The sequence below is a fragment of the Ruegeria sp. L11 genome, from assembly GCF_056531755.1.
The window spans coordinates 149,952-172,587 of sequence record NZ_JBQFMI010000001.1; the positions used below are offsets into that span (position 1 = coordinate 149,952).

21 protein-coding genes are annotated in these 22,636 nt (G+C 59.3%); 4 read left to right on the forward strand and 17 right to left on the reverse strand.

The features are described from left to right. Positions 1-9: 9 nt before the first annotated feature. The 15 genes from ACR0CE_RS00730 to ACR0CE_RS00800 all read right to left on the reverse strand — a co-directional run bounded on the left by ACR0CE_RS00730 (position 10) and on the right by ACR0CE_RS00800 (position 15,801). Complete coding sequence (locus ACR0CE_RS00730) at positions 10-939, reverse strand: DUF5655 domain-containing protein (RefSeq protein WP_480830471.1); 930 nt, start codon at positions 937-939, stop codon at positions 10-12. Beyond that, positions 936-2,120, reverse strand: coding sequence for a restriction endonuclease subunit S (locus ACR0CE_RS00735; RefSeq protein ID WP_480830473.1), 1,185 nt, complete (start codon positions 2,118-2,120; stop codon positions 936-938). Before ACR0CE_RS00735 ends, ACR0CE_RS00730 begins: the two co-directional genes overlap by 4 nt. Next, entirely contained in the window at positions 2,117-3,637 is a 1,521-nt protein-coding gene (locus ACR0CE_RS00740; RefSeq protein ID WP_480830475.1) for a type I restriction-modification system subunit M, read from the reverse strand. The genes ACR0CE_RS00735 and ACR0CE_RS00740 overlap by 4 nt, the downstream gene beginning before the upstream one ends. After that, a complete protein-coding gene (locus ACR0CE_RS00745; RefSeq protein ID WP_480830476.1) occupies positions 3,637-7,053 on the reverse strand; it encodes a DEAD/DEAH box helicase family protein in 3,417 nt (1,138 codons plus the stop codon). The genes ACR0CE_RS00740 and ACR0CE_RS00745 overlap by 1 nt, the downstream gene beginning before the upstream one ends. Beyond that, positions 7,050-7,904, reverse strand: coding sequence for a BrxR family helix-turn-helix transcriptional regulator (locus ACR0CE_RS00750; protein ID WP_480830478.1), 855 nt, complete (start codon positions 7,902-7,904; stop codon positions 7,050-7,052). Before ACR0CE_RS00750 ends, ACR0CE_RS00745 begins: the two co-directional genes overlap by 4 nt. Positions 7,905-8,067: 163 nt before the next feature. Beyond that, on the reverse strand, positions 8,068-8,490 hold the full coding sequence (locus tag ACR0CE_RS00755; RefSeq protein ID WP_480830480.1) for a ribbon-helix-helix protein, CopG family: 423 nt from the start codon (positions 8,488-8,490) through the stop codon (positions 8,068-8,070). Between the two features lie 9 nt (positions 8,491-8,499). Next, positions 8,500-10,494 carry a conjugal transfer protein TraG gene (locus ACR0CE_RS00760; RefSeq protein ID WP_480830482.1) on the reverse strand — a complete coding sequence of 665 codons (1,995 nt, stop codon included), beginning with the start codon at positions 10,492-10,494 and terminating at the stop codon, positions 8,500-8,502. A gap of 17 nt (positions 10,495-10,511) precedes the next feature. Continuing rightward, entirely contained in the window at positions 10,512-12,269 is a 1,758-nt protein-coding gene (locus ACR0CE_RS00765) for a relaxase/mobilization nuclease domain-containing protein (RefSeq protein ID WP_480830484.1), read from the reverse strand. A gap of 247 nt (positions 12,270-12,516) precedes the next feature. Further along, positions 12,517-13,221 carry a lytic transglycosylase domain-containing protein gene (locus ACR0CE_RS00770; protein WP_480830486.1) on the reverse strand — a complete coding sequence of 235 codons (705 nt, stop codon included), beginning with the start codon at positions 13,219-13,221 and terminating at the stop codon, positions 12,517-12,519. Continuing rightward, a complete protein-coding gene (locus ACR0CE_RS00775; RefSeq protein WP_480830487.1) occupies positions 13,208-13,687 on the reverse strand; it encodes a S26 family signal peptidase in 480 nt (159 codons plus the stop codon). The genes ACR0CE_RS00770 and ACR0CE_RS00775 overlap by 14 nt, the downstream gene beginning before the upstream one ends. 44 nt (positions 13,688-13,731) lie before the next feature. Beyond that, the gene (locus ACR0CE_RS00780; RefSeq protein ID WP_480830489.1) at positions 13,732-14,190 is read right to left on the reverse strand and encodes a DUF2840 domain-containing protein; all 459 of its coding nucleotides are present in this window, start codon (positions 14,188-14,190) and stop codon (positions 13,732-13,734) included. 4 nt (positions 14,191-14,194) lie between these two features. Next, entirely contained in the window at positions 14,195-14,476 is a 282-nt protein-coding gene (locus ACR0CE_RS00785) for a helix-turn-helix transcriptional regulator (protein ID WP_021100692.1), read from the reverse strand. A 176-nt stretch (positions 14,477-14,652) separates the two neighbouring features. Continuing rightward, the gene (locus ACR0CE_RS00790; RefSeq protein ID WP_480830491.1) at positions 14,653-15,153 is read right to left on the reverse strand and encodes a DUF2285 domain-containing protein; all 501 of its coding nucleotides are present in this window, start codon (positions 15,151-15,153) and stop codon (positions 14,653-14,655) included. Between the two features lie 73 nt (positions 15,154-15,226). Then, entirely contained in the window at positions 15,227-15,397 is a 171-nt protein-coding gene (locus ACR0CE_RS00795) for a transcriptional regulator domain-containing protein (RefSeq protein WP_161861004.1), read from the reverse strand. 131 nt (positions 15,398-15,528) lie between these two features. Beyond that, on the reverse strand, positions 15,529-15,801 hold the full coding sequence (locus tag ACR0CE_RS00800; RefSeq protein ID WP_299603378.1) for a DNA -binding domain-containing protein: 273 nt from the start codon (positions 15,799-15,801) through the stop codon (positions 15,529-15,531). Between the two features lie 140 nt (positions 15,802-15,941). Between ACR0CE_RS00800 and ACR0CE_RS00805 the strand changes: the two genes are divergently transcribed. Beyond that, entirely contained in the window at positions 15,942-16,154 is a 213-nt protein-coding gene (locus tag ACR0CE_RS00805; RefSeq protein WP_480830493.1) for a helix-turn-helix domain-containing protein, read from the forward strand. A 177-nt stretch (positions 16,155-16,331) separates the two neighbouring features. On the opposite strand, the gene ACR0CE_RS00810 is transcribed toward ACR0CE_RS00805, so the two are convergent. Beyond that, positions 16,332-17,210: a BrxR family helix-turn-helix transcriptional regulator gene (locus ACR0CE_RS00810; protein WP_480830494.1), complete on the reverse strand. Its 879-nt coding sequence runs from the start codon at positions 17,208-17,210 to the stop codon at positions 16,332-16,334. A gap of 112 nt (positions 17,211-17,322) precedes the next feature. Here ACR0CE_RS00810 and ACR0CE_RS00815 point away from each other — a divergent pair, with 112 nt between their 5' ends. The 3 genes from ACR0CE_RS00815 to ACR0CE_RS00825 are packed head-to-tail and all read left to right on the forward strand — an operon-like array spanning position 17,323 to position 21,934. Further along, positions 17,323-18,450 (forward strand): ComEC/Rec2 family competence protein, encoded by a 1,128-nt coding sequence (locus tag ACR0CE_RS00815; RefSeq protein WP_480830496.1) that lies wholly within the window; start codon positions 17,323-17,325, stop codon positions 18,448-18,450. Further along, positions 18,450-20,747 (forward strand): Mov34/MPN/PAD-1 family protein, encoded by a 2,298-nt coding sequence (locus ACR0CE_RS00820; protein WP_480830498.1) that lies wholly within the window; start codon positions 18,450-18,452, stop codon positions 20,745-20,747. Before ACR0CE_RS00815 ends, ACR0CE_RS00820 begins: the two co-directional genes overlap by 1 nt. Further along, the gene (locus tag ACR0CE_RS00825; protein WP_480830499.1) at positions 20,747-21,934 is read left to right on the forward strand and encodes a patatin-like phospholipase family protein; all 1,188 of its coding nucleotides are present in this window, start codon (positions 20,747-20,749) and stop codon (positions 21,932-21,934) included. The genes ACR0CE_RS00820 and ACR0CE_RS00825 overlap by 1 nt, the downstream gene beginning before the upstream one ends. Before the next feature lie 170 nt (positions 21,935-22,104). Here ACR0CE_RS00825 and ACR0CE_RS00830 read toward each other — a convergent pair whose 3' ends face one another. After that, positions 22,105-22,443 carry a DUF736 domain-containing protein gene (locus ACR0CE_RS00830; protein WP_021100681.1) on the reverse strand — a complete coding sequence of 113 codons (339 nt, stop codon included), beginning with the start codon at positions 22,441-22,443 and terminating at the stop codon, positions 22,105-22,107. Positions 22,444-22,636 lie beyond the last annotated feature (193 nt).

Sequence of the window (22,636 nt, forward strand, 5' to 3'; positions counted from 1 at the left end):
CACCCGACCTCACGCATTTTCATAGCTGCGCTCGAACAGCGGCTTGGCCTTCTCGAAGTCCTCCATCGAGCGGATGGTGATTTCCAGATCGCCGGTGCCGAAATGGCCGATGGTGCGCACATCGCGGGTAAAGCCGTCTTCCAGCGTGAGGGTGTCGGGGTCGACCTTGACGTGGACGATCAGCTTGCGCTCCTGGGTCTTGATCTCGACGCAGGCGAAATTCTTGATCCGCTTGAACGCGAAATAGAAGCGCAGCACCTTGAACTGAACATCGTCCCCCAGCCCTTCAAGATGCTCCTTCACCGTATCAAAGAGGGCGCGCAGCTCAGTGTCCGCCTTGTCGAGGTATTGCGAGACGGTGGTGTATTTCTGCTTTTGCCCGCCGTCCGTGCCGCCATCAACTTTATCCGTCGCGATCACACCGTTCAGCGGAGCAGAGGCTGCGTTGACCTGTTCGAGCAGCAGGAGGTCGTCATCGAATTTCATGTAGCGAATGAGTTCGATGTTGCGGTTCATCTGCTTGATAGCGTGCTCATCATAGCGGGAGAAGTCGCCAGCGATGCAGATTAGGCGCGGCGATGACCATTCGACGGATTGGGCGGCCTTTTCGCCGAACTTCTTCAAGACCAGCATCTCGAAATCGCCGCGATGCGTCACCAGCCAGTCGAGATAGAACAGGCCCTGATTGATGACGTTCATGTTGGAGGAACGCTTGTATTCGATGATCACCGGGCAGGAATTCTCATCGATGCCAAGCGTGTCCATCCGCCCGCCGTGGTCGCGGCCGGTGGAGAATTCGGACGCCAGAAAGCGGACACCGAGAAAGGTCTCCAAGTTCTGCTCAATCAGCGTCTGCAGTGATTTTTCCAGCGCCAGCGAAGTGCCATGCACCTCGCAGACATCGGTGCCGCCAATCCGGAAGAGTTTCAGATCGCTCATAGCTCCCCTCGGAAAGCGAGTTGTGAGAGGGAGGCGAAGAGGTCTTCCGATACTTTCAAATTTTCCTGAAGCTTCTTTTTCAATGAAATTCTCTTAGAGTAGTATCTAGTAAACTGGACTTGATCCTCCGGTTTGGCGATTGGGAGGAGGACAGATCTGAGCCTTTCTTTTCCAATGTTTGGCATCGACGCAGCTGATCCACCGGCCACTTTTCTCAAGCGCTCTCTGATTGAGTCTTGGGTCAAGAGCATCCACAGATACGGAAGTTCAATTTTGCGATCCGATCTTGGTACGAGCCTAAATATCAAGTCAGGCAGCGCCAGTTTTCCATGTGCGTTCTCAACAATCGCGGACGCGCCTACTAATTGGTAAGTGTTCTTTCTGGAAAAGAGAAGATCACCTTTATGAACGAGGTTGCGCTCATCAATAGGATATCCTTCGAAAACGGCCTTGTTTTCTTCGGGCCTGAAGTGAGTGGATGAGATCGAGCTCACTTTCAAAATCCCGATTTCGTCCTCTGCGGCTGGCCTAGATTCGCATTTGGGGCTATGACCGCTATCGATCCTTTCCAATAGCTTGCCAAGCTCCTCTTGTGGTAGTTGTTTCGGGTTCGTTTCAGGGTCACCGAACATCTCCAAAAACACCGACTTGAGAAAATCGTCGGCAAGGGCGAGGGCTTGCTGGCGTTTACGGCGGATGGCATCGGCCTTGTCGAGGATCACCGCAATCCGGCGTTGTTCGTCGAGGCGAAGCGCTGGAAAAGGCAAGGTCCTCAGAAGGTCAAGTTTGATGCCTTTGACGGTGGCACCCTGTGCTTGTCCTTCAAGGAATTCACCCTTTGCGAGAAGGAAGTGAAGCAAAAACCGCTTGTCGATTTTTCCCTTTGGTAGCAGCGCCTTCAAATCCTGATTAATGGCCATATCGACCGAATTGATTGCAGCTTTTCCGACTGCCATCCTTGTAGGGATGATAACATTTCCGGAAGGAATGATGTTTGTTGCCGAGCGCTTAAGCCCTTCCAGTGTTATGGATTCTTCTGTGGCGTCGAGTGCAGTCGATTTGAAGTCTTTGACTGTGGCCCATGGAATATTGCCATTCCAGAACTCTGAAACAGTCCGGCTAGGGGTGCCGCCCCCTTTTATCTCGACCAGATCGCCAAGTGGAATGGTTTGGGTCGTCATCCCAACATCCCCTCAAGTTCGGCGAGGTCCTTGGCGATGTCGTCATTCAAGCTCTTCATCCGCTTCAGGATGAGCTTCGGCGGGTCGTATTTTTGTTCCGCGTAGACGCGCTCCTTGTACTTGGAGAGCGAGAGGTCGTAATTCGCCTCGCGGATGTCATCGGCCGGAACGAAGAAGGCCTTCTGCTTGCGGTCCGTGTCCCGCTTCGGATCGCGGTTCCGCCAGGCCGCGATGCAATCCGGCAGGTCATTGGCCTCGATCGGGTCGCGCTTGTCGTCCAGCGAGTAACCGTCCGCCTCCACATCGTAGAAGAAGACATCATCGGTGCGCCCGCCCTTGGTAAAAACAAGGATGCCTGTGGACACACCCGCATAGGGCTTGAACACCCCTGACGGCAGCGAGATCACCGCCTCCAGCTGGTTGTGGTCGATCAGGAGCTTGCGCAGCGCCACATGGGCGGTGGACGAGCCGAAGAGCACGCCATCGGGCACGATGGTGGCCGAGCGCCCGCCGGTTTTCAGCATGCGCAGGATCAGCACCAGGAACAGCAGTTCCGTCTTCTTCGTCTTCACTTGCCGGAGCAGCCCGGCGTGGACATCCTCGAAATCCAGCGAGCCTTTGAAGGGCGGATTGGCGAGGACAATGTCAAAGCCTTCGCTTGCGGATTTGGGGAAGCGCTCAGGGAAGCTGTTGCTCAACGTGTCCTGGTAATGGATGTCGGGATTATCAACGCCGTGCAGCATCATGTTCATGGCCGCGATGCGCAGCATGGTGGCGTCAAAATCGAAGCCGTGGAACATGTCGTTGCGGATATGGGTCCAATGGTCCTCGAGCAGGTCGCCGGTGAAGGTCTTCTCGGTCTTGCCGGTCTCCGGATCCGTTTCCTCCATCACCGCCTCGGGCGAGGTGTGGTTTTCGAGAAGGTAGTTCATCGTCTCGACCAAAAAGCCGCCGGTGCCACAAGACGGGTCGGAAATCACATCGGTGGGCTTGGGCTCCAGCATGTCCACCATCAGGCGGATGATGTGGCGCGGAGTCCGGAACTGACCATTGATGCCTGCCGTGGTCAGCTTGCCGAGCAGGTATTCATACAGGTCGCCCTTGGTGTCGCCGGCGGTGAGCGGCAGGTCGTTGATCATGTTGACCGCCTTCACCAGAAGGCTGGGCTTCTGGATCATCAGCTGCGCATCCTTCATGAATTCCGCGAAGGTGGTGCCGACGGACGCCTTGCGGAAATGCGGGAAGACCCGGTCGCGCACCAGCGGCAGCATCTCATCGGCACCCAGATGGCGGAACTGCGACCAGCGGAGTTCCTGTTCATCGGCATTGAACCGGCGCTTGAACTCGGTACCGCTGCGCTTCAGGCGATTTTCATCGCGGGCCTCGTTCACGTCGAGCAGGCGCACGAAGATCAGGAAGGTGATCTGCTCGATCACCGTCAGCGGATTGGTGATGCCGCCGGTCCAGAACTCGGTCCAGAGGGCATCGATCTTCTTTTTCAATTCGCCGGTTACCATTAGTGCAGCTTTCCTTGGGATGTGTCGGCTCCATCGTCGCCTTTGGGCGCAGGAGCGAAGAGATTTACGATCTTCATCAACTGGTCAATGTCGTCGGGCTTTTCGAAAATGCCCTCGGGGCCATCGGCATCGACAACCGTGAATGGCTGGTCATAGAGGCGGTCGATGGTGATGAAACCGAATTTGATGATGTGGTTTTGCAGCAACGCTAGGAAGCGTGTCTGCTTGGCGGTCAGTTCGGGATGGCCCAGCACGAAAGCCGAGAACTTTTCCTTCACGGCCTGTTCGTCGAGCCCGACCATCTTGCGGATGGTGATGTCGAGCGGCAGCGTCGTGGACGCAAAAAACTCTTCCAGCGCGTTGCGACTGACATCGGGGTTCTGGGTCAAGACCAGCGAGATTATTGCGTTGAGGTCCTCGGGCGTCACCGCCTCGCCTGCGCGGATTTTCTTCAACGTCGCATTGGTCTCGAAGTGTTTTTTCAGTTCAGCTTCCACGAGCTGCTCATAGGCAGCCATGTCCACGGTCTTGAGCGAAGCGCTGCGGCGCGAGGACTGCACGAGACCGGTGTCTTCAGTGATGTCGACGATCTTGGGGCCGTTGCCGACAATCTTCTTTCTGTCGCGGTAGATCATGATGCTGCGCAACGGCTCGCGCACGGCCTCAAGGTCCATCACGGTCACGCCGTTCCAGAAGGCATCGGACTTGGCCTTTTTGATCACCTCGGCCTGTTCCCGAACCGGGTTGAGATGCATCTGGAGCGAGCCCAGCCGGTCGAGGAAATCGATCTTGAGATCGGCGACCTCGGCAGACTGATACAAGACCGCGATCTGGGCCTTGCACACAAGCAGATCAAACGCATGCGCCTCGGCCTTGCCCCTGATATCGCGCCATTGCATCAGCGGGGCGATGGTCTGGCGCAGCACCGATACTGTCCCAGGATCGAACCGTTTCAGGTTCTCAATCGAAGCAGTCGAGCGCTTCTCCCGCCACTTCTCCCGCACCGCGACGGTGTTTTCATCGAGCGCATTGATGTCGGCAGCGATCAACTGGATCACGTGATCGAAGACGGCAATCTCGCTTTTCTGCAGTGCCGTTTCAGCAAGCTGGATGCGCTGCTCGAAAAGCTGTTGGAGCAGTGATTTCGTAACCGTCGGCTCGGCAGGTTTGTAGCCCTCTTCGAAGCGTTTGAAGTTAGCCCAGTGGTCGAAGATCCGGAAGATGGTCTTGTCCTTTCCAGGGCCAAACAAATCGGTGCAAAGCCGTGTGCCGCGTCCAACCATCTGCCAGAACTTGACCGGCGAGCGCACAGGCTTGGCAAAGACGAGGTTCACGATCTCAGGCACATCGATGCCGGTATCGAGCATGTCCACCGAAAGGGCGATGGTGAGCTCGCTGTTGGTGCCCGTGCCCTTGAAATCGTCGATCAGGCTTTCCGCGCGTGGGTCATAGTTGTCGATCACCTGACAGAACTTTCCGCCATATTGCGGATACATCTCGTCGAATAGCCGGCTCATCAGCATGGCGTGTTCATGATTGCGCGCAAAGATGATCGTCTTGCCGATGGTCTGTCCGTTCGCATCTCGGATGCCGTTTTCCATCAGATTGCGAATGATCACACGGTTGGTGTCGCGATTGTAAATCGCCTTGTCGACCTGTTCCGAGGAGTAGTCATAGTCATTCGGGTCTTCGCCTTGGGCTTCCAGTTCCTCGATCTGGGCCTGAGTCAGGCCATCAAGCGTGATGCCTTCACGAAGGAACTGAGATGTATGATCGATCACTTCGAAGGGAACGAGATGTTTCTCACCGACTGCCTCTTCCAGGTCGTAGCTAAAGGTCGGCAGCTTGCCCTCGCAATTGAAAAGGCCAAAGGTCGATCGTGTCACGAAATTGACCGGCGTCGCCGTCAACCCGACCTGGAGGCTGTCGAAATAGTGAAAGAGATCACCATAGATGTTGTAGATGCTGCGGTGCGACTCGTCAGCGATAATCAGATCGAAGAACCCCACATCGAACGACTGGTACACCTTGAGCATCGCCGGGTACGTCGAAATGAATATCCGCTCCGTGGCAGCACCGCTGACACGAGAGTTGACCACCCGGATCGGCTCTGAATCGAGGAAGTCGGTGAAAGCGTTCTTCGCCTGTTTACGGAGCTCCTTACGGTCGCAAAGGAACAGCACCCGCTTGGCCCATCCGGCGCGGATCAACAATTCGGCAAGAGCGATCGCAACACGCGTCTTGCCGGTACCTGTTGCCTGGACGATCAACGCCTTTCGATGCTTGTCGGCAAAGCGCTCGGACACGCGTTTGATCGCTTCGATCTGATACAAGCGATTGACGATCCGCTCTTGTGGTACCAGCGACTTAAGATCCTTGCGGCTCTTCCGCTGGAACTTGACCAGATACTGCAGACTGTCCATGGAGTAGTAGCCGAACACCTTTCGCGGCGGGTACCCGGCTGCATCGTCCCACATCCAGATATCGTATCCGTTGGTGTAGAAAATGACCGGCCGCTGGCCCGACTTCTTCTCTAGTGCATCTGCGTACAGCACCGCTTGCTTTCGGCCGAGTTCCGGATCGACGGAGGTCTTCTTTGCCTCAATAACCGCCAGTGGCGAGCCGTCTGCGTCCAACAGGACATAGTCTACGAAGCCCTTTCCGGACGGCGTAGGTTGGCCATCGACCTCCATCTCTTTCACGACTTCATTCGTCGATGTTTCTCCCGTCGCAACATTCCAACCGGCAGCTGCGATTAGGTTGTCAATGATGCGGGACCGAGTTGTCGCCTCGTTGAACTCAAGGACGTCGGCGGTCCGCTGAGCAGATTTTGCGAGGCCTGCTAGTTCGTCAGCCTTTTTCTCGGCGGCTTCAACTTGCTCGCGGGACTTTTCTACCTCTGCCAAAAGCGCAACGATTTGCTCTTCCTGAGCAGCTAGCTTTTGGAGGGTCTGCTTCTCTTGCTGAGTAAGCGGTTGCTGTTCCTTGCCCACGCTTTCGAGTTTTGGCTGCTCGAATGCCGGCAGCGTTTTGTGGTCTACCTGACAGTAGTTGATGATAGCCCACTTACTGAGATCGTGAGCTTCCTTGAGCAACCACAGGGCGTCATTCCGGGAAACATCATCGCCGTGTGCCGCCTTATTTCCGAATTTCCTTATGGCATGCAGCTTGTTCAGGACGACTTTCGGCACCACGGCTACAAAGGCGCTGTTGGTGAGAAGATCGATTTGAGTCGGTCTAACCGGTTTGGGCAGATGAAGTGCGTGATAGATGTCCTTCACCAGATTCTCTGCCAGAAGCCGGAGATTGAATATAGCACTCCTGGCATCGAGCATCACATAGCTCTCGGCCCTTGCGCCAAGAACAGCAACCTCGGGCCAGTGGTCCTTTAGAAAGTCGAAATTGGAGGCCGTCATTTTGTCGCCTCCTCGACGGCGGCGTCGAAAGCCGATTTGTTCTCAATAATCACCGGGCATTCGCCTGGGTCGTCCATGAGATGCGCAACGTCTAACCGCAAGCGCTTCTCAAAATAGTACAACATGGCCATCCGCGTGGAAACAGTAAGCCTTGCGTCGCGCATGCCGTAGTCGGTTGCCACTACCCTCTTCTGTGAAGCGGACAGTGCGGGGTTGGGCACGAGGCGGATCTCGAAAGACTTGTTCCAATAGATATCGTCATGAACCGATGCGGCAGATGCTCCAGGCTCGCGGGAGCCAAGACACCTAGATATCAGGAAGTCTTTGAATTTTTGATCGATGTGACAGTAGGCCCTCGTGTGCCAACGAAGCCCATCAGTTGCAAAGCTGTGGGGTGTTATACGGCGCCAGATTGCATCGGGTTTGTTCGGGCTCATCGACTGATACAGAATTTCTACCGACTGATTGGTCGCAATGCACTCAGTCAGGGATTGCAGCACAAATGGGTCAATCAGTCGCTTCGGAATCGGGATACCTTCAGTCGGCAGCAGTACAGGATTTTGACAATCATCTGCTTCTCTCAACAGGCCATTGAGGAATACATCTGGCTTCAGCTCTATGAAGTGAGGCGCAAACTCCTTCGTCACAAAGTACCGCTTCTCGCTGTGATCGTATTTTATGTTTTGCGGGTATAGAGCCTGGTAGGCTGCTATATCCTTGGAAGCTTGAGGTACCGAGATGCCAAAATGCGATGTGAGGTCGACACGGTTGAGGCTACCAAGCCAGAAGGCTTGGTACTCGATAAACTGGAACCTTTGTTCCGTCGCCCATTTCAGTTCGGTGGAGGCCATCGCTCGACTCGCGGTTGGGTATAATTATTATTCGTATATAAAGTATTCGAACTAAGGTCAACCGACTTTGTTGAGGCCTGGATCGACGCCTTGAAGAACGTCAAATTGAGCAACGACCTTTGAGTAAGTCCATATTTTCGATAACTCTTTTCTGTTCCTGTTGCTAATCTTGGACTTTGGGGTTTGGCTCTTCCCGAGATAGCTCTCTTGTCAAGGTCGTACCTTTTCCCAGCCGCCGCGCTAGCGTCTCAACGAAGCCTCCATACCGCTCTTTCCCTTTCGCCTTGGCCGCCAAGTATGCGTCATCGGGCAGGGGTGGTGTCGTGGTCAACCAGAAGCGGACGAACAGCGCGAGCGCCTCCGTCGTGATCTCCTGATCGCGCTCTAGACGCTCCAACGACCGCGTCAGGCGGTCCAGCCTGCGGACGATCGCGGCTTCGCTTTGTTCGGCGCTGTCGGGTGAGAGGAAAGACGCCAATGCCGCCTCGATGATCTGGGTTTTGGGGACGCGCCGCCGTGCTGCCAGTTCGTCGATTTCGTCGAAGAAGGCTGCGTCGACATAGGCGGTGATCTTGGCTTTCTTCATGTTGTCACCTCACAGTTCGATCCCGTCGTCCGGATCGAGGGCCGCTTGACGCGCCACAGTACGGAAGCGGGTTTGCATGGCGCGGGCGCGTTGGGCCTCGTCGTCAGGTTCGTCGTCGAGGGCGGCGAATTCCTCGCGCGGGAACGGCAGTTCGGGCACCACATCCTCATGCTCGGGAATGTCAGGCTCTCGTCGGATGCCGCCATCTGCATCGTCAGCGGGCTTGTTCGTATCAGCTTCCTGAGGTTGCATGATCGGCTGAAGACTGCTCCAATCGTGGGTTCCCGCCGTGCTGATTGCTGCAGATGCTTCTACTCTAGGCGGGTTTTGGATTCTCGCCGTCAGTTGCGCATCGCGGAAGTACCGGACTTTTTGGGCCCGGATCGGGGCCGCGCCGGACACGAGGATGATTTCGTCGTCGGATGGCAGCTGCATGATCTCGCCGGGGGTCAGCAAGGCGCGGGCGGTTTCCTGGCGCGAGACCATCAGATGTCCGAGCCAGGGTGACAGGCGGTGGCCTGCATAGTTCTTCATCGCGCGCAGTTCGGTCGTGGTGCCGAGGGCGTCTGAAAGGCGCTTCGCCGTGCGCTCGTCATTGGTCGCGAAAGCGACGCGGACATGGCAGTTGTCCAGGATGGCGTTGTTCTGGCCATAGGCCTTTTCGATCTGGTTCAACGACTGGGCGATCAGGAAGGCCTTGAGACCGTAGCCCGCCATGAAGGCCAGTTGGCTTTCAAAGAAGTCGAGACGGCCGAGGGCGGGGAACTCGTCGAGCATGAACAGAAGGCGGTGTTTACGGTTGGTGTTGTGCAATTCTTCTGTCAGGCGGCGGCCGATCTGGTTCAGGACCAGCCGGACCAGCGGTTTGGTGCGGGAAATGTCCGATGGGGGTACCACGAGGTAGAGGGTGAGCGGCCGATCATCCGAGACGAGATCATCGATCCGCCAGTCGCAGCGTCGGGTCACGGCGGCGATCACGGGGTCGCGGTAGAGACTGAGGAAGGACATGGCGGTCGAGAGGACGCCGGAGCGTTCGTTCTCGGATTTGTTCAGCAGCTCGCGCGCGGCCTGAGCGACAACAGGATGCGGGCGATCACCGAAATGGGGCGTGCGCATCATTGCAGTCAATGTGGCGGCGATGGGACGCCGAGGATCTGACAGGAAGGCGGCGACGCCTGCCAGTGTCTTGTCCTTCTCCGCATAGAGGACATGCAGGATCGCACCGACCAGAAGGGAATGGCTGGTCCTCTCCCAATGGTTTCGTCGCTCGAGCTGGCCTTCGGGATCGACGAGGATATCCGCGATGTTTTGCACGTCCCGCACCTCGCGCTCGCCGCGGCGGACCTCGAGCAGCGGATTGTAGGCGGCGCTGGCCGCGTTGGTCGGATCGAAGAGCAGGACACGCCCGAACCGCGCCCGCCATCCGGACGTCAGCTGCCAGTTCTCGCCCTTGATGTCGTGAACAATCGCGGAGCCGGGCCAGGTCAGCAGGCTTGGGATCACTAGGCCGACACCCTTGCCGGAGCGGGTGGGCGCGAAGCACAGCACATGTTCTGGTCCGTCATGCCGGAGGTAGCGCTTGTCGAGATGGCCCAGCACGACGCCGTCGTCTGCGAACAGCCCAGCGGCGGTGATATCCTTGAGGCCTGCCCATCTGGCGGAGCCATAGGTCGTCACGTCGCTGGCCTCGCGCGCCCGCAGGACCGACAGCAATATCGCGACGGCAATGGCGGCGATCCCGCCAGCGCCGGCGATTACGGCTCCTTCCATGAAGACGCGGGGCGCGTAGGCGTCGTACCAGTACCACCAGGTGAAGACCTGCCACGGGCGATAGATCGGCAGGCCGAACAGGGCGGTGAGCGGCGCGCCAAGCTGGGGTTGGAACCCCAGACGAAACGCGACCCATTGCGTCGCTGCCCAGACGAAGAGCAGCGCCACGATGCTGACGATGAGGATCTGGCCCCAGAGGATCTTGGTGGCCGATGACGTGTCCTGACGGCTCATGGTCATATCCTTTTTGCTCAGAGGTTCAGTCCGCGCTTGCGCCCGAGGCTCCAATCGATCCCGCCGCCGGGCGTCATCGTGCCCGTGACGGTTTGGCCGAGATGGCGTTCGAGTAGCGGGGTCCAAGGGACGAGCGAGAAGCCGAGACCATCATCGATCATGGCGAAGCGGCCCGAGGCGAGATCGAGGCGTTGGCGAAACGTGCCAGCGACGGGCTCGCCCTCGGTCGGCTTGTATCGGGGGAGGCCGGTTTGGGCACTGAGGTCTCTGGCGACGGAGTCCAATTCGCGGTTGCGCAGGGTCGCCAGAAGATCGCGAGTGAAGGTCACGCGCCCACCTTGCCGGCGGGCGAGGCCTTGGGCGACAAGGTGATCTGCGCGCCGCTCTAGCGCCTGGCGGACTTCCGCGCCAAATCCTGCACCGCTCAGCGGTGCGCGATCCCGGGAAAGATGCAGGCGGTCAAGCCAGGTCGCGCCATCGGCCTCGATCTGGTCGCCAAGCGACAGATCGGAACGACCGACAAGAGACAGTTGTGGTGTCCCGTCCGTCTTCCCTGTCCAGAGCCGGGTTTCGACGATACCACCTTGTGGCGTGTCGCCGGTCGCATCGAGATCCTGGAAGCGAAGGTGATGAACGCGACCGTCAACACCGTCGATGATCGCGTAGCCGGTGCCTGTGTGGTCGTCATGAAAGCCGCGTTCCACGAGCCGCCCGAGGATCGGCGCGGTGGGCGTGCCCTCAATGGCGAAATCACCCGCTGCGCGGTTGCGGTCGGCGCCCATGGCCCGGTGCATCCTCTTGATGATGTCGCCGCGCATCCCAAGTTCGCGCAGAGTGTCCTCGACATTCGGTTTCAACTCCCAGACGGCAGGGGCGATTTGTTCGGCCAGCCCGAGCCTCTCCAGTGTCTGGGCACGCCCGATCATCAAGCGGCGCAGCTCCGGATCGCGGGGCTCCGGCGTGCCGCGGCGCAGGTCGGCGATGCCGGCATGGTCGTCCGCTAGGGATCGCAGGCCGCGGTCGAGATCGGTCCAGCGCTCCGCTGTGACCTGGGTTTCCAGCGCTTGGGAATTCTCGCGCGCGCTGCGGGGGCCTAGTTCCAGTTGCACGAGGTCTTCCGCGCGCGCCCGAAACCCCCGGCTGATGTAGTCGCGCGAGATAACAAGGTCCCGCCCATCGTCGGCCTTTCCGCGCACCAGGATGTGGACATGCGGATTGTCGGTGTTCCAGTGATCGACGGCGACCCAGTCGAGTGTGGTGCCGAGATCCCGTTCGGCTCGGGCCATCAGATCCCGGGTGAAGGCGCGCAGATCTTCGAGGTCGCCCGCGTCTTCCGGCGAGATGATGAACCGGAAATGATGCCGGTCGCCTTCGCAGCGCGCCGAAAATCCGCCCCGGTCAAGATCATCGCGTTGAGCCCCGAATAAATCGGCGTCGCGCCCGTCCTGACCGACGCCATCGCGCTGCAGATAGCCGAGATGCTTGGCCATGGGCGCGGAACGAAAGCGCTTACCCTGGTGGCGCACGACGCGGGCCTTCACGACGACGCGCCGTGAGGTGCGAGTCAGGCCTTTGGCCGTTCGGGCAAACCGTCCGCGCCCGAAAGCGGCGTTGCCGGAACGCGTGCTGCCCCCGCCGATACGATAGCCGGTATGTCCAGATTTCCGCGCAGCGCGCATCACCTCGTTGACGAAGCGTGTCGATTGCTTAGAGGTCCTGCCGCCGTCGCGGATGCGTCCGGGGCGGATCCGCAGGTCATTGTCGCGCCGGGTCATGGCCGCACTCGCTTGAAGGACCAGTTGCCGCTTGAAAAACGCCCATAAATCAGCTCTCTAGGTGAAGTTCTGCGGCATGCAGCTTGGATGTGCCGCGCAAATCCTCGCAGAGAAACAACAGCTTGAGGTCCGCTTGCGGCACCTCTTTTATCTCGCGCTCTTTCTGTTGAGACCCTGAGCGTCGACCCGCCTCGGCACATTCCTGCGACGGGGCTTGCCAGACCTCGCCATGGGGCGAATCCGCAGATCATTGTGTTCGCCCCTGGCTGAGAGGCACGAAAATCCCGTTCTGAGACGCGTCAGTCGCAATCCGTTGGGCGTCATCGCCGGGGGTCTGACCCTCCTCGGCCATTGCCGCGAACAACGGGGCGTCGCGCCAGTCCTGCGTCCTCTGCGGGCGACTGACTGCGCGCGCGACGTTGGTCCCGTCGCCGATGAGTGGCGCGAGGATGGCGAGGTAATTGCGGGTTTCAAGCGGCAGGGCGCGCCCGGTATCAACGTGCTCTTGGTAGCGCGCAGGCCCGGCATTGTAGGCAGCGAGAAAGCCGGGCGACCCGAAGCGGTCGTACATCTGTCGCAGATAGGCTGTACCGGCTAGGATGTTGTCGCGTGGATCGAAGGGATCTTCGCCAAGCCCATAGGCTGCGCGCAACTCGGTCCAAGTGCCGGGCATGATCTGCATAAGCCCCATAGCGCCCGCGTGGCTGACAGCGCGTGGATTGCCCGCACTTTCAACCTCAATGACGGCACGGATCCACGGCTGTGGGATGCCGAACCTGCGCGCGGCGTCAGCGATATGGATGTCGATGGGTTGCTGCTCAGATGCTGGAACACTGCAGTCCTGAGCGATTACGGCGGACGGTGCCGCGGTGATCGGCATGCAGAGGATCAGTACAAGCGCGGTAGTAACGCCCGCGTGCCGACGGCTGTGACCGCGTTCAAGACGACGCATCTTCCGCCCCCCCATATGTCCAAAGAGGGATGGCGCGTCCGAGGATCGTGTCCGCTGAAAAGGGCCCGAAATACCGTCCATCGAGGCTGTCCGCGACACCTGCGACGAGCAAGAAAACCTCGTCTGACCCTAGCGTGATGCATCCTGTCCAACGGGGAAGTGGGCGACCGTGCCGGTCAGCCGATGTTGCCTGGGCAACAACGGTACCGTCGATGGCGATGTCAACGCCGTCGCGACAGACGGTCATGCCTGAGACGGCCGCGACGCGCTTCAACAACAAGGTATCCACAGCGACATAGCCGCGCTCAACCACCCAGGATGACAAGTCTTCCGGCAGGCGCACGGCAACGAGATCGCCCAACGATGGCGGGTTCGACGCTCGAACAACGTAAAGTCCGACCGGCACGCTTGCTGAGGCATTCCAGATCAGACGCGGTGTGCGGTCGATCTGTGCGACTGAGAGCAAACCGAGGGACAAACCGGCCGCAAGGAGGGGAGGGGCCGCCGCGCTCATGTCGTCACCATGCGACGCTTGAGCCAGGCGGCATGCCGGGCAGGGGTGTAGGGCCGGGGCTCCAATGCAGCGGTCACGCGGTTGTGAACGTGCCGCCAATGGTCGGGGCAGATATCTTCGGGCGCGATGCCATAGCTTTCCACGATGTCGATGGACCGAAGCGCAGCCTCGACCTTGGGCCAGCCGGAGAGGCGCAGCAAAATCTCGCCACCGGGCGTTACGCAGGGCACCGTGGAGCAGGGCTCGCCTGCATCGACGGCACGCATAATGTCGATCCGGCTTTCAACGGTGCCGTGGTCGTTCGACGACCAGCGGACGAGCGCGAAGATTGCGCCTGGCGCAAAGGCAAGGCGCTTTTCCGTGCGCGTCAGGATCGTTTCCTCGGCAATCCGACCGAAACGGATCCAGCGCTCGATACGCCCTTCGATCCAAGTGAGATGGGCAAGTGTCTGCATCGGCTCAGCGCCCCCGCCGCAGATAGGCCGGTGAAACGGCTGCATGGCGTTTGGCGGGCAGAACGCGATCTTCGGTCTCGTCCGAAGTCGAGGTCTTCTCGCCTCGTGTGACCCAGGCCTGCAGATCGTCGACCGCGTAGACGACGCGCCCGCCGATTTTTGAATAGCGCGGGCCCGTGCCGTAGGTCCGGTGTTTTTCCAAGGTGCGACCGGACAGGCCGAGAAAACGAGCGGCTTCCGGGGTTCTGAGGTAGCGGGGAGGCAGTCCTTCGTTGGGGTCGGGCATTTGAGTATCTCCGGTGGCTGGGCCTCGTGACGGCGCGTCGCGGGCTGTCGGAGGTCATCAAAACGGAGAAGAGTTCAAAGGAGGGATGACGAAGACCGCGGTGCGAAAACGTCACCCCCAAAGTCCAACAGGATCGGGGCATGATGAGGGTTCGAAATTCGGAGATCGCACGGTGATCACTTGCGCGGCTTGGGGCGCCCCGTTGGTCCGCGGCCGAGAAGGAGAAAGCGGTAGCCTTTGGTGGTCAGATGCGTGCCATGGGCCGACAGTCGAGTGATCTGGGCCTTTAGGGAGCTGGTTTTCCAATGCTCGCGCGACACAGCCTCCGCGCCAAACAAATGCCGCGCGATCGTCTGGTAGCTGGCACGGTCTCGGCGCGCATCGAGCGTGCGCAGTGCAAGCTGGATGCGACGACGCTGCTGTGGCGTTAGGGGCGGAGGGGATCGTTTGCGGTACAACAGTTGCGCGCGGAGCGCCTTGAGTATGTCGACACGTGCTGCCCAATGTTCGTCCAGCGGCACCAGGATGCCGAGGGGCCGGTGCAGGTTCTTTGCATCCAGCACGAGCAATGCGCCTATTGCGAGGCGCACATAGATCAAGCCGTCCTGCGTTCCGATGACGGTCAGATCATCTGCATCGATGTGCGGCGCGGCGGTGTCGCCGCCGGGGACTGGCACAACATACCCGACCGCTGCCGGGGCGATTGATGGCTTCCAGAATACGGGTGCATTGGGTGCGTCGATGTCCGGATCAACCGGGAAATCGCAACCCCCATGCTGCCGGAGATTTCAATCCATCCCGCATTTGCGGGTAATTGGCGCGATAGTCGGAATTGCGGCGCAAGCATTCCCAGGCCAGCCCGGACAGGTCGAGACTGTCGAAATGCTTGTACGCCGTTTCGTCTTGCCAATCCTTGGTCATGGCGAAGCTCCGCGTCAGCTGTTTCGATGAACATGGAGTATAGCTTGGTGGCGCGTCAAAACGACGGCAGGAACGGTTGCTTTGCGCAACCTGCGCGGGTGTTCGCCGATCTCAGACGGATCGGGCGAAGTTCAGCCAGTACGGCCCTCAAGCAGCTTGCGATAGCCTTGCTCCGTCATCCAGCGGGCGCGGGCGAGGTGGCTGTCGTACATCTTTTTGGCACGCTCTGGTTCTTCGGCGGCATCTATACCGAATAGAATTTCACTGACTTCCTGCAGGCTGGCTCCGCTTTCAGCGGCATCAAACAGGCGCAAGTACAGCGTCATATGCGCGTGGTCGTAATCGGTCAGCTCATCGCTTTGTGGTGCGAGATCAGCGATCGGCGTGGTGCCGGTGGCAGACATGATTCCCCCTCGCCGTTGGGCGTCAAGGCTCATAACAGCACATCAGATTGCATGTGCAAGGTCGGATTGCGGTCAGTCAAACTGCAGATGAGCATTATAATACGTCGCACCAAAATACGCGATAGGTTCTTTACTCGCGGATGGACATCCGCGTTGTTTTTGCAAGGAATCTCAAGCACTACCGCCAATTGCGCGGGCTGACACAGGCCGCGTTGGCGGCGGCGATGGATGTCGACCGCGCGCATGTCAGCGCGATGGAGAGGAAAGAGCAGAACGTTACCATAGTGACTCTGCAGAAGGTCGCGGACGCCTTGGGTGTCGAGCCAGCGCAGCTGCTTGCCAAGTCTGAGTGACAGTATGTCTTCGCGGAAAGTCTACATTCGCGGTACCTGTAACTCGCAATCGCTAACTTCAGCGAAATAGATTTTCGCAGTTTGCACACATCTCTTTATGGTCTCTTAAATATGGGCAATGGCAAAGAGCTTGCGCAAGTCTCGATCATGTGATGGCGCGGACGGTGGCCCAGCGCCTCAGGATGCAGCACAGTATAGAGCCTTCTCAAAGGCAGCCTTGTTAGCCACAACAATCGGCGCCTCTTGTGGTCGATCAAGCGCCTCGGCAACATCCAGTCGGAGGCGTTTATTGAAGTAGTAGAGAAGGGCTTTTCGCACACTTAGCCTCAGTTCGTCGTCTTCCATGTGGTAATCCGAAGCAATCACGCGCTGCTGTGCCTTCGAAAGTTTTGGGTTTGGCTTGAGCCGTAGGTCGATGAATTCCTGCCAAAGCTGGTCATCATCCGGCGTCGCTTCGGCTAAGCCTGTGACTTTGCATTCCAGGCAGCGCGACAACAGAAAATCTTTAAACTTCTTGTCGATATGGCAGAAGGCCCGGACGTGCCAGCGAAAGCCGTCGTGACCGAAGGCATGTGGACTGATACCGCGTATCTCTGGGTCGGGACGCTTAGGGTTCATCGACTGGTAGACGATCTCTGTTGCCTTGCCTTCGCGAATGGCGGCGAGGATGGAGCGCAGGACGCTCGGTTCAACGCGGCGGTACGGGATCGGCATGAGATCCGCCTCCGGCATGTTCGAAAGCCATATGCCTTCTAGACGCATGCCATCATCGGCCACCGCCCTGAGCTGTGACAGGTACTGATCGGAGTCCGGGTCGATCAGGCGGGGCTTGAATCCAGCTGAGGTGAAGTACCGCTTCTCGCTCTTGTCGTACTCCATGTTGCCAGGAGCGATTTCTTGATACTGGCTCAGGTCTTTCGAGGCTTGCGGGACTGAAACTCCAAAGAAACTCGTGAGTTCCCCGCGGTTTATTCCCCCTTCCCAGTACAAGCGAAACTCGATGAATTCGAGCCGTCGCTCCACGCCCCACCTTAAGCCCTGTGCCGGTTCGCCCATTCTCTTCCCTCCCTGCAGACATACGTATAGTAACTATATTGACATCAAAACACGATGCGTATATTAACTTTACTCATATGCTGGAATCACGTCAAGCTGAAAGGAGGCGGTCATGGCTGCCAAGCTGAATTTTTATCCCCTCGGCAATGCCGACACACTGCGGATCGACCTCGCCGACGGCCAGAAGGTCCTCGTCGACTACGCCGCGATGCGGAACAGTGAGATCGGGGACAAGCGCTGCGATCTGCCGGAAGAGCTGCGCCGCGATCTGAAACGCGCGGGGCGCGACCACTACGATGTGGTGTGCATCACCCACACCGATACTGACCACTGCAAAGGGTTCGGAGACTTCTTCTGGCTCCGGCATGCAGGGAAGTATCAGGGGGAAGGCCGGATCAAGATCAATGAACTCTGGGTGCCCGCGGCAGCCATCCTTGAAGATGGCCTGACTGACGACGCGCGGATCGTGCGTTCGGAGGCGCGGCACAGGCTCCGTGACGGCAAGGGCATCCGGGTCTTTTCCCGCCCCGAACGCTTGAAAAAATGGATGCAGGACGAAGGCATCGATTTCGAGTCGCGCAAGCACCTGATTGTCGATGCGGGCCGGACCGTTCCCGGCTACGACAAGACCGGACCGGAACAGGTCGAGTTTTTCGTCCACTGCCCGTTCGGTTGGCGGCAGAACGAGAACACGGTCATCGAGCGCAACGAGGACTCGATCGTTCTGCACGCGACATTTGTCGAAGGCGGGCAGGAATCCCGTTTGTTTCTGGCCTCGGATGTCAACTACGAGACCATTTCCGAGATCGTCCAGGTTACCCGCCATCACGGGAACGAGGACCGCCTGCTCTGGGACATCATGAAGCTGCCCCATCACTGCTCGTATCTTGCGCTCGCGCCGGATCGTGGTGCCGAGGAAACTAAGCCCGAACCGGACGTAAAGTGGCTGTTCGAAGATCAGCGCGAAGCGGGGGCCGTCATTGTGTCGCCGTCCAACCCGATCCCTGCCAAGGGCTCGGAAGCGGATCAGGGTGTCCAGCCTCCACATCGCCAGGCCGCGAATTATCACCGCCGCATCACGAATGCGGATGATGGCGAATTCAGGGTGACGATGGAACACCCCAGCCAGACCAATCCCAAGCCCTTCGCCTACAACGTGACGGCGCTCGGCATCGCCCTTGATGTCGCCGCGCCGATGGTCAGCAGCTCTGCCGCGGCTGCGACACCGAAGGCGGGCTGATGGACATCGAGGCGTGGCTTTCTGGGTTCGACGTTATTGCCGCCGGTGATTTGGAATCTCCGGCGGCGAAGGCTCTCGTGACGTTCGCCGAACGCCATGCTTCTGAACTGATGACGGTGATCGAGACACGGCGCAGTGAGTTCGGCGAACTGGTCATAATGGATTTTCGGACGGGTCGTCCGCAGAAACCATTCTATCCGATCAAGCGCACCGAGCGGCTGGCGATACGGTTCGCGGCGCAAGACGGAATGCCGCTGGTTTACGTGCTGCGTGACGATTTCCCCGACACGTTTCATCAACAACTGACGGCCGAGGGCGCGCCTCGCGCGATCTGTATCGATGATCGGATATGGGCGGAAGCACGCCTGACCTGGACGCCTGCCGAACTCGGTCATCGCATCCTGTCGTGGTTCGAGCGGGCGATACGGGGCGAGCTTCACGACGCCCGTCAGCCGCTCGACCCTCTCATGATCGGCAGTCATCTTAGTTTCATCATTTCTCGGAGAATTCTGGGCGGGGCTGGCAATACCGACCTCGTAGCCGTCCGCAAGACCGACCAAATCCTCCGCATCCGCGATCTCAAGGATGTGAGGGAACCCATCGAGTCGCTGGAGCCCATCTGTCTTGCCGCCTACCGCGTCGACGCGGAAGAAATGCAGCGCCTGACATTCGCACCGGAGAATCTCGGCAGTCTGGCTGACATGCTGGCGCGCCGTGGCATCGATCTCCTTGCGGACTTGCGCGAGAAGTTTTCGGGCTGGCTCGGTGAAAACCCGTCGCCCGCATGGCGGATCAATAGCCGCTTTGTCGTCGTCGTCGAGATGCCGATTATTGCGCCCGATGGAGCTGTCGAAAACGGTACGGATTTGCGGGCCTTCATCACGGACAAGCCGGTCGGCGAGATCGCGGTCGCGCTAGGTATCGCCGAGCCCGCGACGCCAGCTGAAGGTAGCCAGGTCGGCTTCGTGAAGCGGTTGGCTTCATCCGCCCCCGATATGGATGCCGTGCGCGCGATCCTCGCCCAGTCAGCCGAGATACACTACGAGTTCGACCGCGAACTCGCCACGGAACTTTCTGGGCGCGAGACGCCCGATACACGTAAGGTGGTTTTGGTCGGAGGGGGCACTATTGGCTCGCACCTGGCTGAGTGCCTTTCCCGCGAAGGCCGGTTTGAGTGGACGGTTATTGATGATGATCGCCTGCTACCGCACAACCTGGCGCGGCATATTGGCCGCGGCGGAAATGTCACCGACGAAAAGGCCGCACTCGTCGCTGCTGCCGTTTCTGTGACACTGGACAGCGCCAAACCGGTCGGAAGCCCCATCAGCGCCAATGTGCTAGTCGATAACGGACACCGCGAGGAGATCGACCGCGCCCTCAATGAAGCAGACCTGATCATAGATGCGACAGCGTCCGTCCTGGCCGGTCGCTTTCTATCCGACCACCCGTCCGCGGCCCGGCGCGTCAGCGTCTTTTTCAATCCGGTCGGCAGCGCAGGCATCCTCTTGACCGAACCGGCGGATCGTTCACTTACGCTCCGCGATCTCGAAGCGCAGTTTTTCGGGCTGGTCGGAAGAGAGGCGGCCCTTGCAAATCTTCTCGCCGATGCCGGAGGAAACTACGCCTACACAGGCGCTTGCCGTGCCATCACGAACCGCATGCCCGAGTCGAATGTCATGGCGCTCAGCGGGCTGATCGCGGGGGCTCTGGGCCGCGCCGTCGATCAGGAAGACGCGGTCATGAAAGTCTGGTCATTGACGGATGAGGGCGACGTAGACTCGCATGGCTATCCCGCCGTTCCCGTCGTCAGCTTTACCGCCGACGACTGGTCGGTGGTCGTGGACACGGGGCTTGTCGAGCGGGTTCGCGCCATGCGAAATGCCCGTCTTCCGAACGAAACCGGAGGGGTATTGACCGGCGTCGTAGATATCCCTGCGCAGACAATACACATCGTTGATACCGCGCCCGCGCCGCCCGATAGCGTGGAGAGCCCCGGTGGATTTACCCGCGGCTCCGAGGGCGTCCACGAGCACCTTGATGGTGTATTCGAACGGACTCGCGGCCAGGTTCGTTACATTGGCGAATGGCACTCTCATCCGCCGCGGGCGGCAGCGCGCCCGAGCGCGACTGACCTGGTTCAGATCGACTGGCTTTCCACGGTCTTCGACATTGATACCTTGCCCGCCCTCATGCTGATCGCGGGCGACGGAGAAATCGGTATCATACTGGCTAATCGCTACGCGGAATCGGTCGAAGGCGGTGAAGAGCCGTATGCATCGCGGGAGGCGACGGGCTGATGGCGGAAGAGAAAATCGGCCTTGCCCTATCCGGCGGCGGTTCCCGCGCTATCGCCTTTCATCTCGGGTGTCTCAGAGCCCTTGATGAACTCGGCATACTTGAACGCGTGAAAGTCATCTCCACGGTCTCTGGCGGCAGCGTGATCGGCGCACTATTCGCCGCCAACACCGATCCGTTTCCGGCTTTTGAAGAGCGCGTCCGCAATCATCTCACCTCGGGCTTCGTGCGGCCCGCAATCGGCAAGGTCTTTACCACGACCGAGGGCCTGCGCGCCTTTTTCTGTGCTGCGGTCCTTATACCGACAAACATCATCATCAGCCTGATAGCGTTCGTCGCGCAGTGGCTACTGCTCCTGATCCCGCCCGACCAGCGCGCGAAATGGCGCGTCGAAAAACTCCATTCTCCCATCCGTCGTTTTGCCAGCCGTACCACGATCCTGGAGCGTGTATTTGACGACGAACTTTTCGGTGGCGCGCTGTTGCGCGACCTGCCTGCAGACGGTCCTTTGCTGATCGTCAACGCCTCTGACTTAAGGACAGGCTCCGCGTTCTACTTCACGCAGAAACAATCGGGTTCTTGGCGCTACGGCGAATTGGCGGACCGTAAAATTACCCTGGCCCATGCTGTCACTGCTTCGGCCGCATATCCCGCGCTACTTCCTGCGCTGGACGAGGTCCTGCCGTTCAACAAGAAGGACGGAACCCGGCGCGAGGAGCGGGTTAGTCTGACCGATGGCGGCGTCTACGACAATCTGGGTCTGGCACCACTGTGGCCGGATCGTGATCCCAAGGTCAGCCTGAATGTAACCGACATCGATACGATTATTTGCTGCAAGGCCGGATATGGGCTCCGGTTCGACCAGCCCACCCAGTTCCTTCCGGCGCGCATGCAGAGCGTTTTCTATTGCTTACATGATAGAGCGCAGAATGTGGCCACTCAGCGCCTGTTTGACCTTTTGAAACTCGGGGTATTGAAGGGCGTACTGATGCCCTATCTTGGACAGGCCGATAGCCGTCTCAAATACCCCCCGGATGGCCTCGTGACCCGTGAAGAGGCCTACAACTATCCGACCGACTTTTCGGGAATGTCCGAAGAGTGGATCGATCGGCTAAGCCGCCGAGGCGAGCAAGTCACCAAAGCACTGGTCGCGGAACACTGGCCTCATCTCTTGATAGGCAAGCCGTGACGATTGGTGGATCGTCCGTCTGGTGAGGCTGCGTTGCAGAATTGAAAACTGGGATGAGCGTTCGCTCTGGGGCGATTTTCGGCGTTGTACGTTTTCCGAAAGCCGTCGACCACCTATCGTCAGTTCCAGAAAAAAACCCCGCCCGGGAGCCCGGCCGGGGTCGTCCGCTGTCAGTCGCCGTTGCGGCGGGTGTTGGGGCGCGACCAGATGAGGCTGAAGGTCTCTTCGCCGCCTTCGATCACCGTGTCGTCGAAGAGGTTGGCGTAGATCGGCTGGGTGAAGCTCGGGTCGTCGAGCTTGAGGCTAAGGTAGTCGCGGCCCTCGGTCGAGCGCTTGGACCAGGCGGCGCCGATCTCGGCACGGCCGACGAAGACGCGGTGGGAGGGGGCGTTGTCGTTGGGGGTGCTGTCCTCGGGGACAATGCGGACGGCTTTCGCCTGAACGCTGAGGGTGACGATTTCTCCGACGTATTCGCTGCCGGTTTTCTTGAAGGTTCCGATGGTGGCCATGTCATATCTCCTTTTGGCTTGTCCGAGCCCGCGCCCTTCGCGGCCTCGATGGCGATCGTCAGGACCGGGGCGATCCGTCGACGCAGCCCCTGTGGCCCGAAGCGCCAGCGGAGGACGGCAAGGCCGGTCTTTCTTGTTCCGCGAGGAATGGCGGACCCGAGACTTTTCGGGGACGCCAGGGGAAGAAAGTCCG

Excerpts from the sequence above, each read along its gene's own strand:
- ACR0CE_RS00755 (WP_480830480.1), bottom strand. The coding sequence starts at position 8,490 with ATGAAGAAAGCCAAGATCACCGCCTATGTCGACGCAGCCTTCTTCGAC.
- ACR0CE_RS00795 (WP_161861004.1), bottom strand. The coding sequence starts at position 15,397 with ATGACCAAGGATTGGCAAGACGAAACGGCGTACAAGCATTTCGACAGT.
- ACR0CE_RS00825 (WP_480830499.1), top strand. The coding sequence starts at position 20,747 with ATGGCGGAAGAGAAAATCGGCCTTGCCCTATCCGGCGGCGGTTCCCGC.
- ACR0CE_RS00770 (WP_480830486.1), bottom strand. The coding sequence starts at position 13,221 with ATGCGTCGTCTTGAACGCGGTCACAGCCGTCGGCACGCGGGCGTTACT.
- ACR0CE_RS00740 (WP_480830475.1), bottom strand. The coding sequence starts at position 3,637 with ATGGTAACCGGCGAATTGAAAAAGAAGATCGATGCCCTCTGGACCGAG.
- ACR0CE_RS00765 (WP_480830484.1), bottom strand. The coding sequence starts at position 12,269 with ATGACCCGGCGCGACAATGACCTGCGGATCCGCCCCGGACGCATCCGC.
- ACR0CE_RS00800 (WP_299603378.1), bottom strand. The coding sequence starts at position 15,801 with ATGTCTGCCACCGGCACCACGCCGATCGCTGATCTCGCACCACAAAGC.
- ACR0CE_RS00815 (WP_480830496.1), top strand. The coding sequence starts at position 17,323 with ATGGCTGCCAAGCTGAATTTTTATCCCCTCGGCAATGCCGACACACTG.
- ACR0CE_RS00810 (WP_480830494.1), bottom strand. The coding sequence starts at position 17,210 with ATGGGCGAACCGGCACAGGGCTTAAGGTGGGGCGTGGAGCGACGGCTC.
- ACR0CE_RS00750 (WP_480830478.1), bottom strand. The coding sequence starts at position 7,904 with ATGGCCTCCACCGAACTGAAATGGGCGACGGAACAAAGGTTCCAGTTT.
- ACR0CE_RS00830 (WP_021100681.1), bottom strand. The coding sequence starts at position 22,443 with ATGGCCACCATCGGAACCTTCAAGAAAACCGGCAGCGAATACGTCGGA.
- ACR0CE_RS00805 (WP_480830493.1), top strand. The coding sequence starts at position 15,942 with ATGGACATCCGCGTTGTTTTTGCAAGGAATCTCAAGCACTACCGCCAA.
- ACR0CE_RS00780 (WP_480830489.1), bottom strand. The coding sequence starts at position 14,190 with ATGCAGACACTTGCCCATCTCACTTGGATCGAAGGGCGTATCGAGCGC.
- ACR0CE_RS00735 (WP_480830473.1), bottom strand. The coding sequence starts at position 2,120 with ATGACGACCCAAACCATTCCACTTGGCGATCTGGTCGAGATAAAAGGG.
- ACR0CE_RS00745 (WP_480830476.1), bottom strand. The coding sequence starts at position 7,053 with ATGACGGCCTCCAATTTCGACTTTCTAAAGGACCACTGGCCCGAGGTT.
- ACR0CE_RS00785 (WP_021100692.1), bottom strand. The coding sequence starts at position 14,476 with ATGCCCGACCCCAACGAAGGACTGCCTCCCCGCTACCTCAGAACCCCG.
- ACR0CE_RS00760 (WP_480830482.1), bottom strand. The coding sequence starts at position 10,494 with ATGAGCCGTCAGGACACGTCATCGGCCACCAAGATCCTCTGGGGCCAG.
- ACR0CE_RS00820 (WP_480830498.1), top strand. The coding sequence starts at position 18,450 with ATGGACATCGAGGCGTGGCTTTCTGGGTTCGACGTTATTGCCGCCGGT.
- ACR0CE_RS00730 (WP_480830471.1), bottom strand. The coding sequence starts at position 939 with ATGAGCGATCTGAAACTCTTCCGGATTGGCGGCACCGATGTCTGCGAG.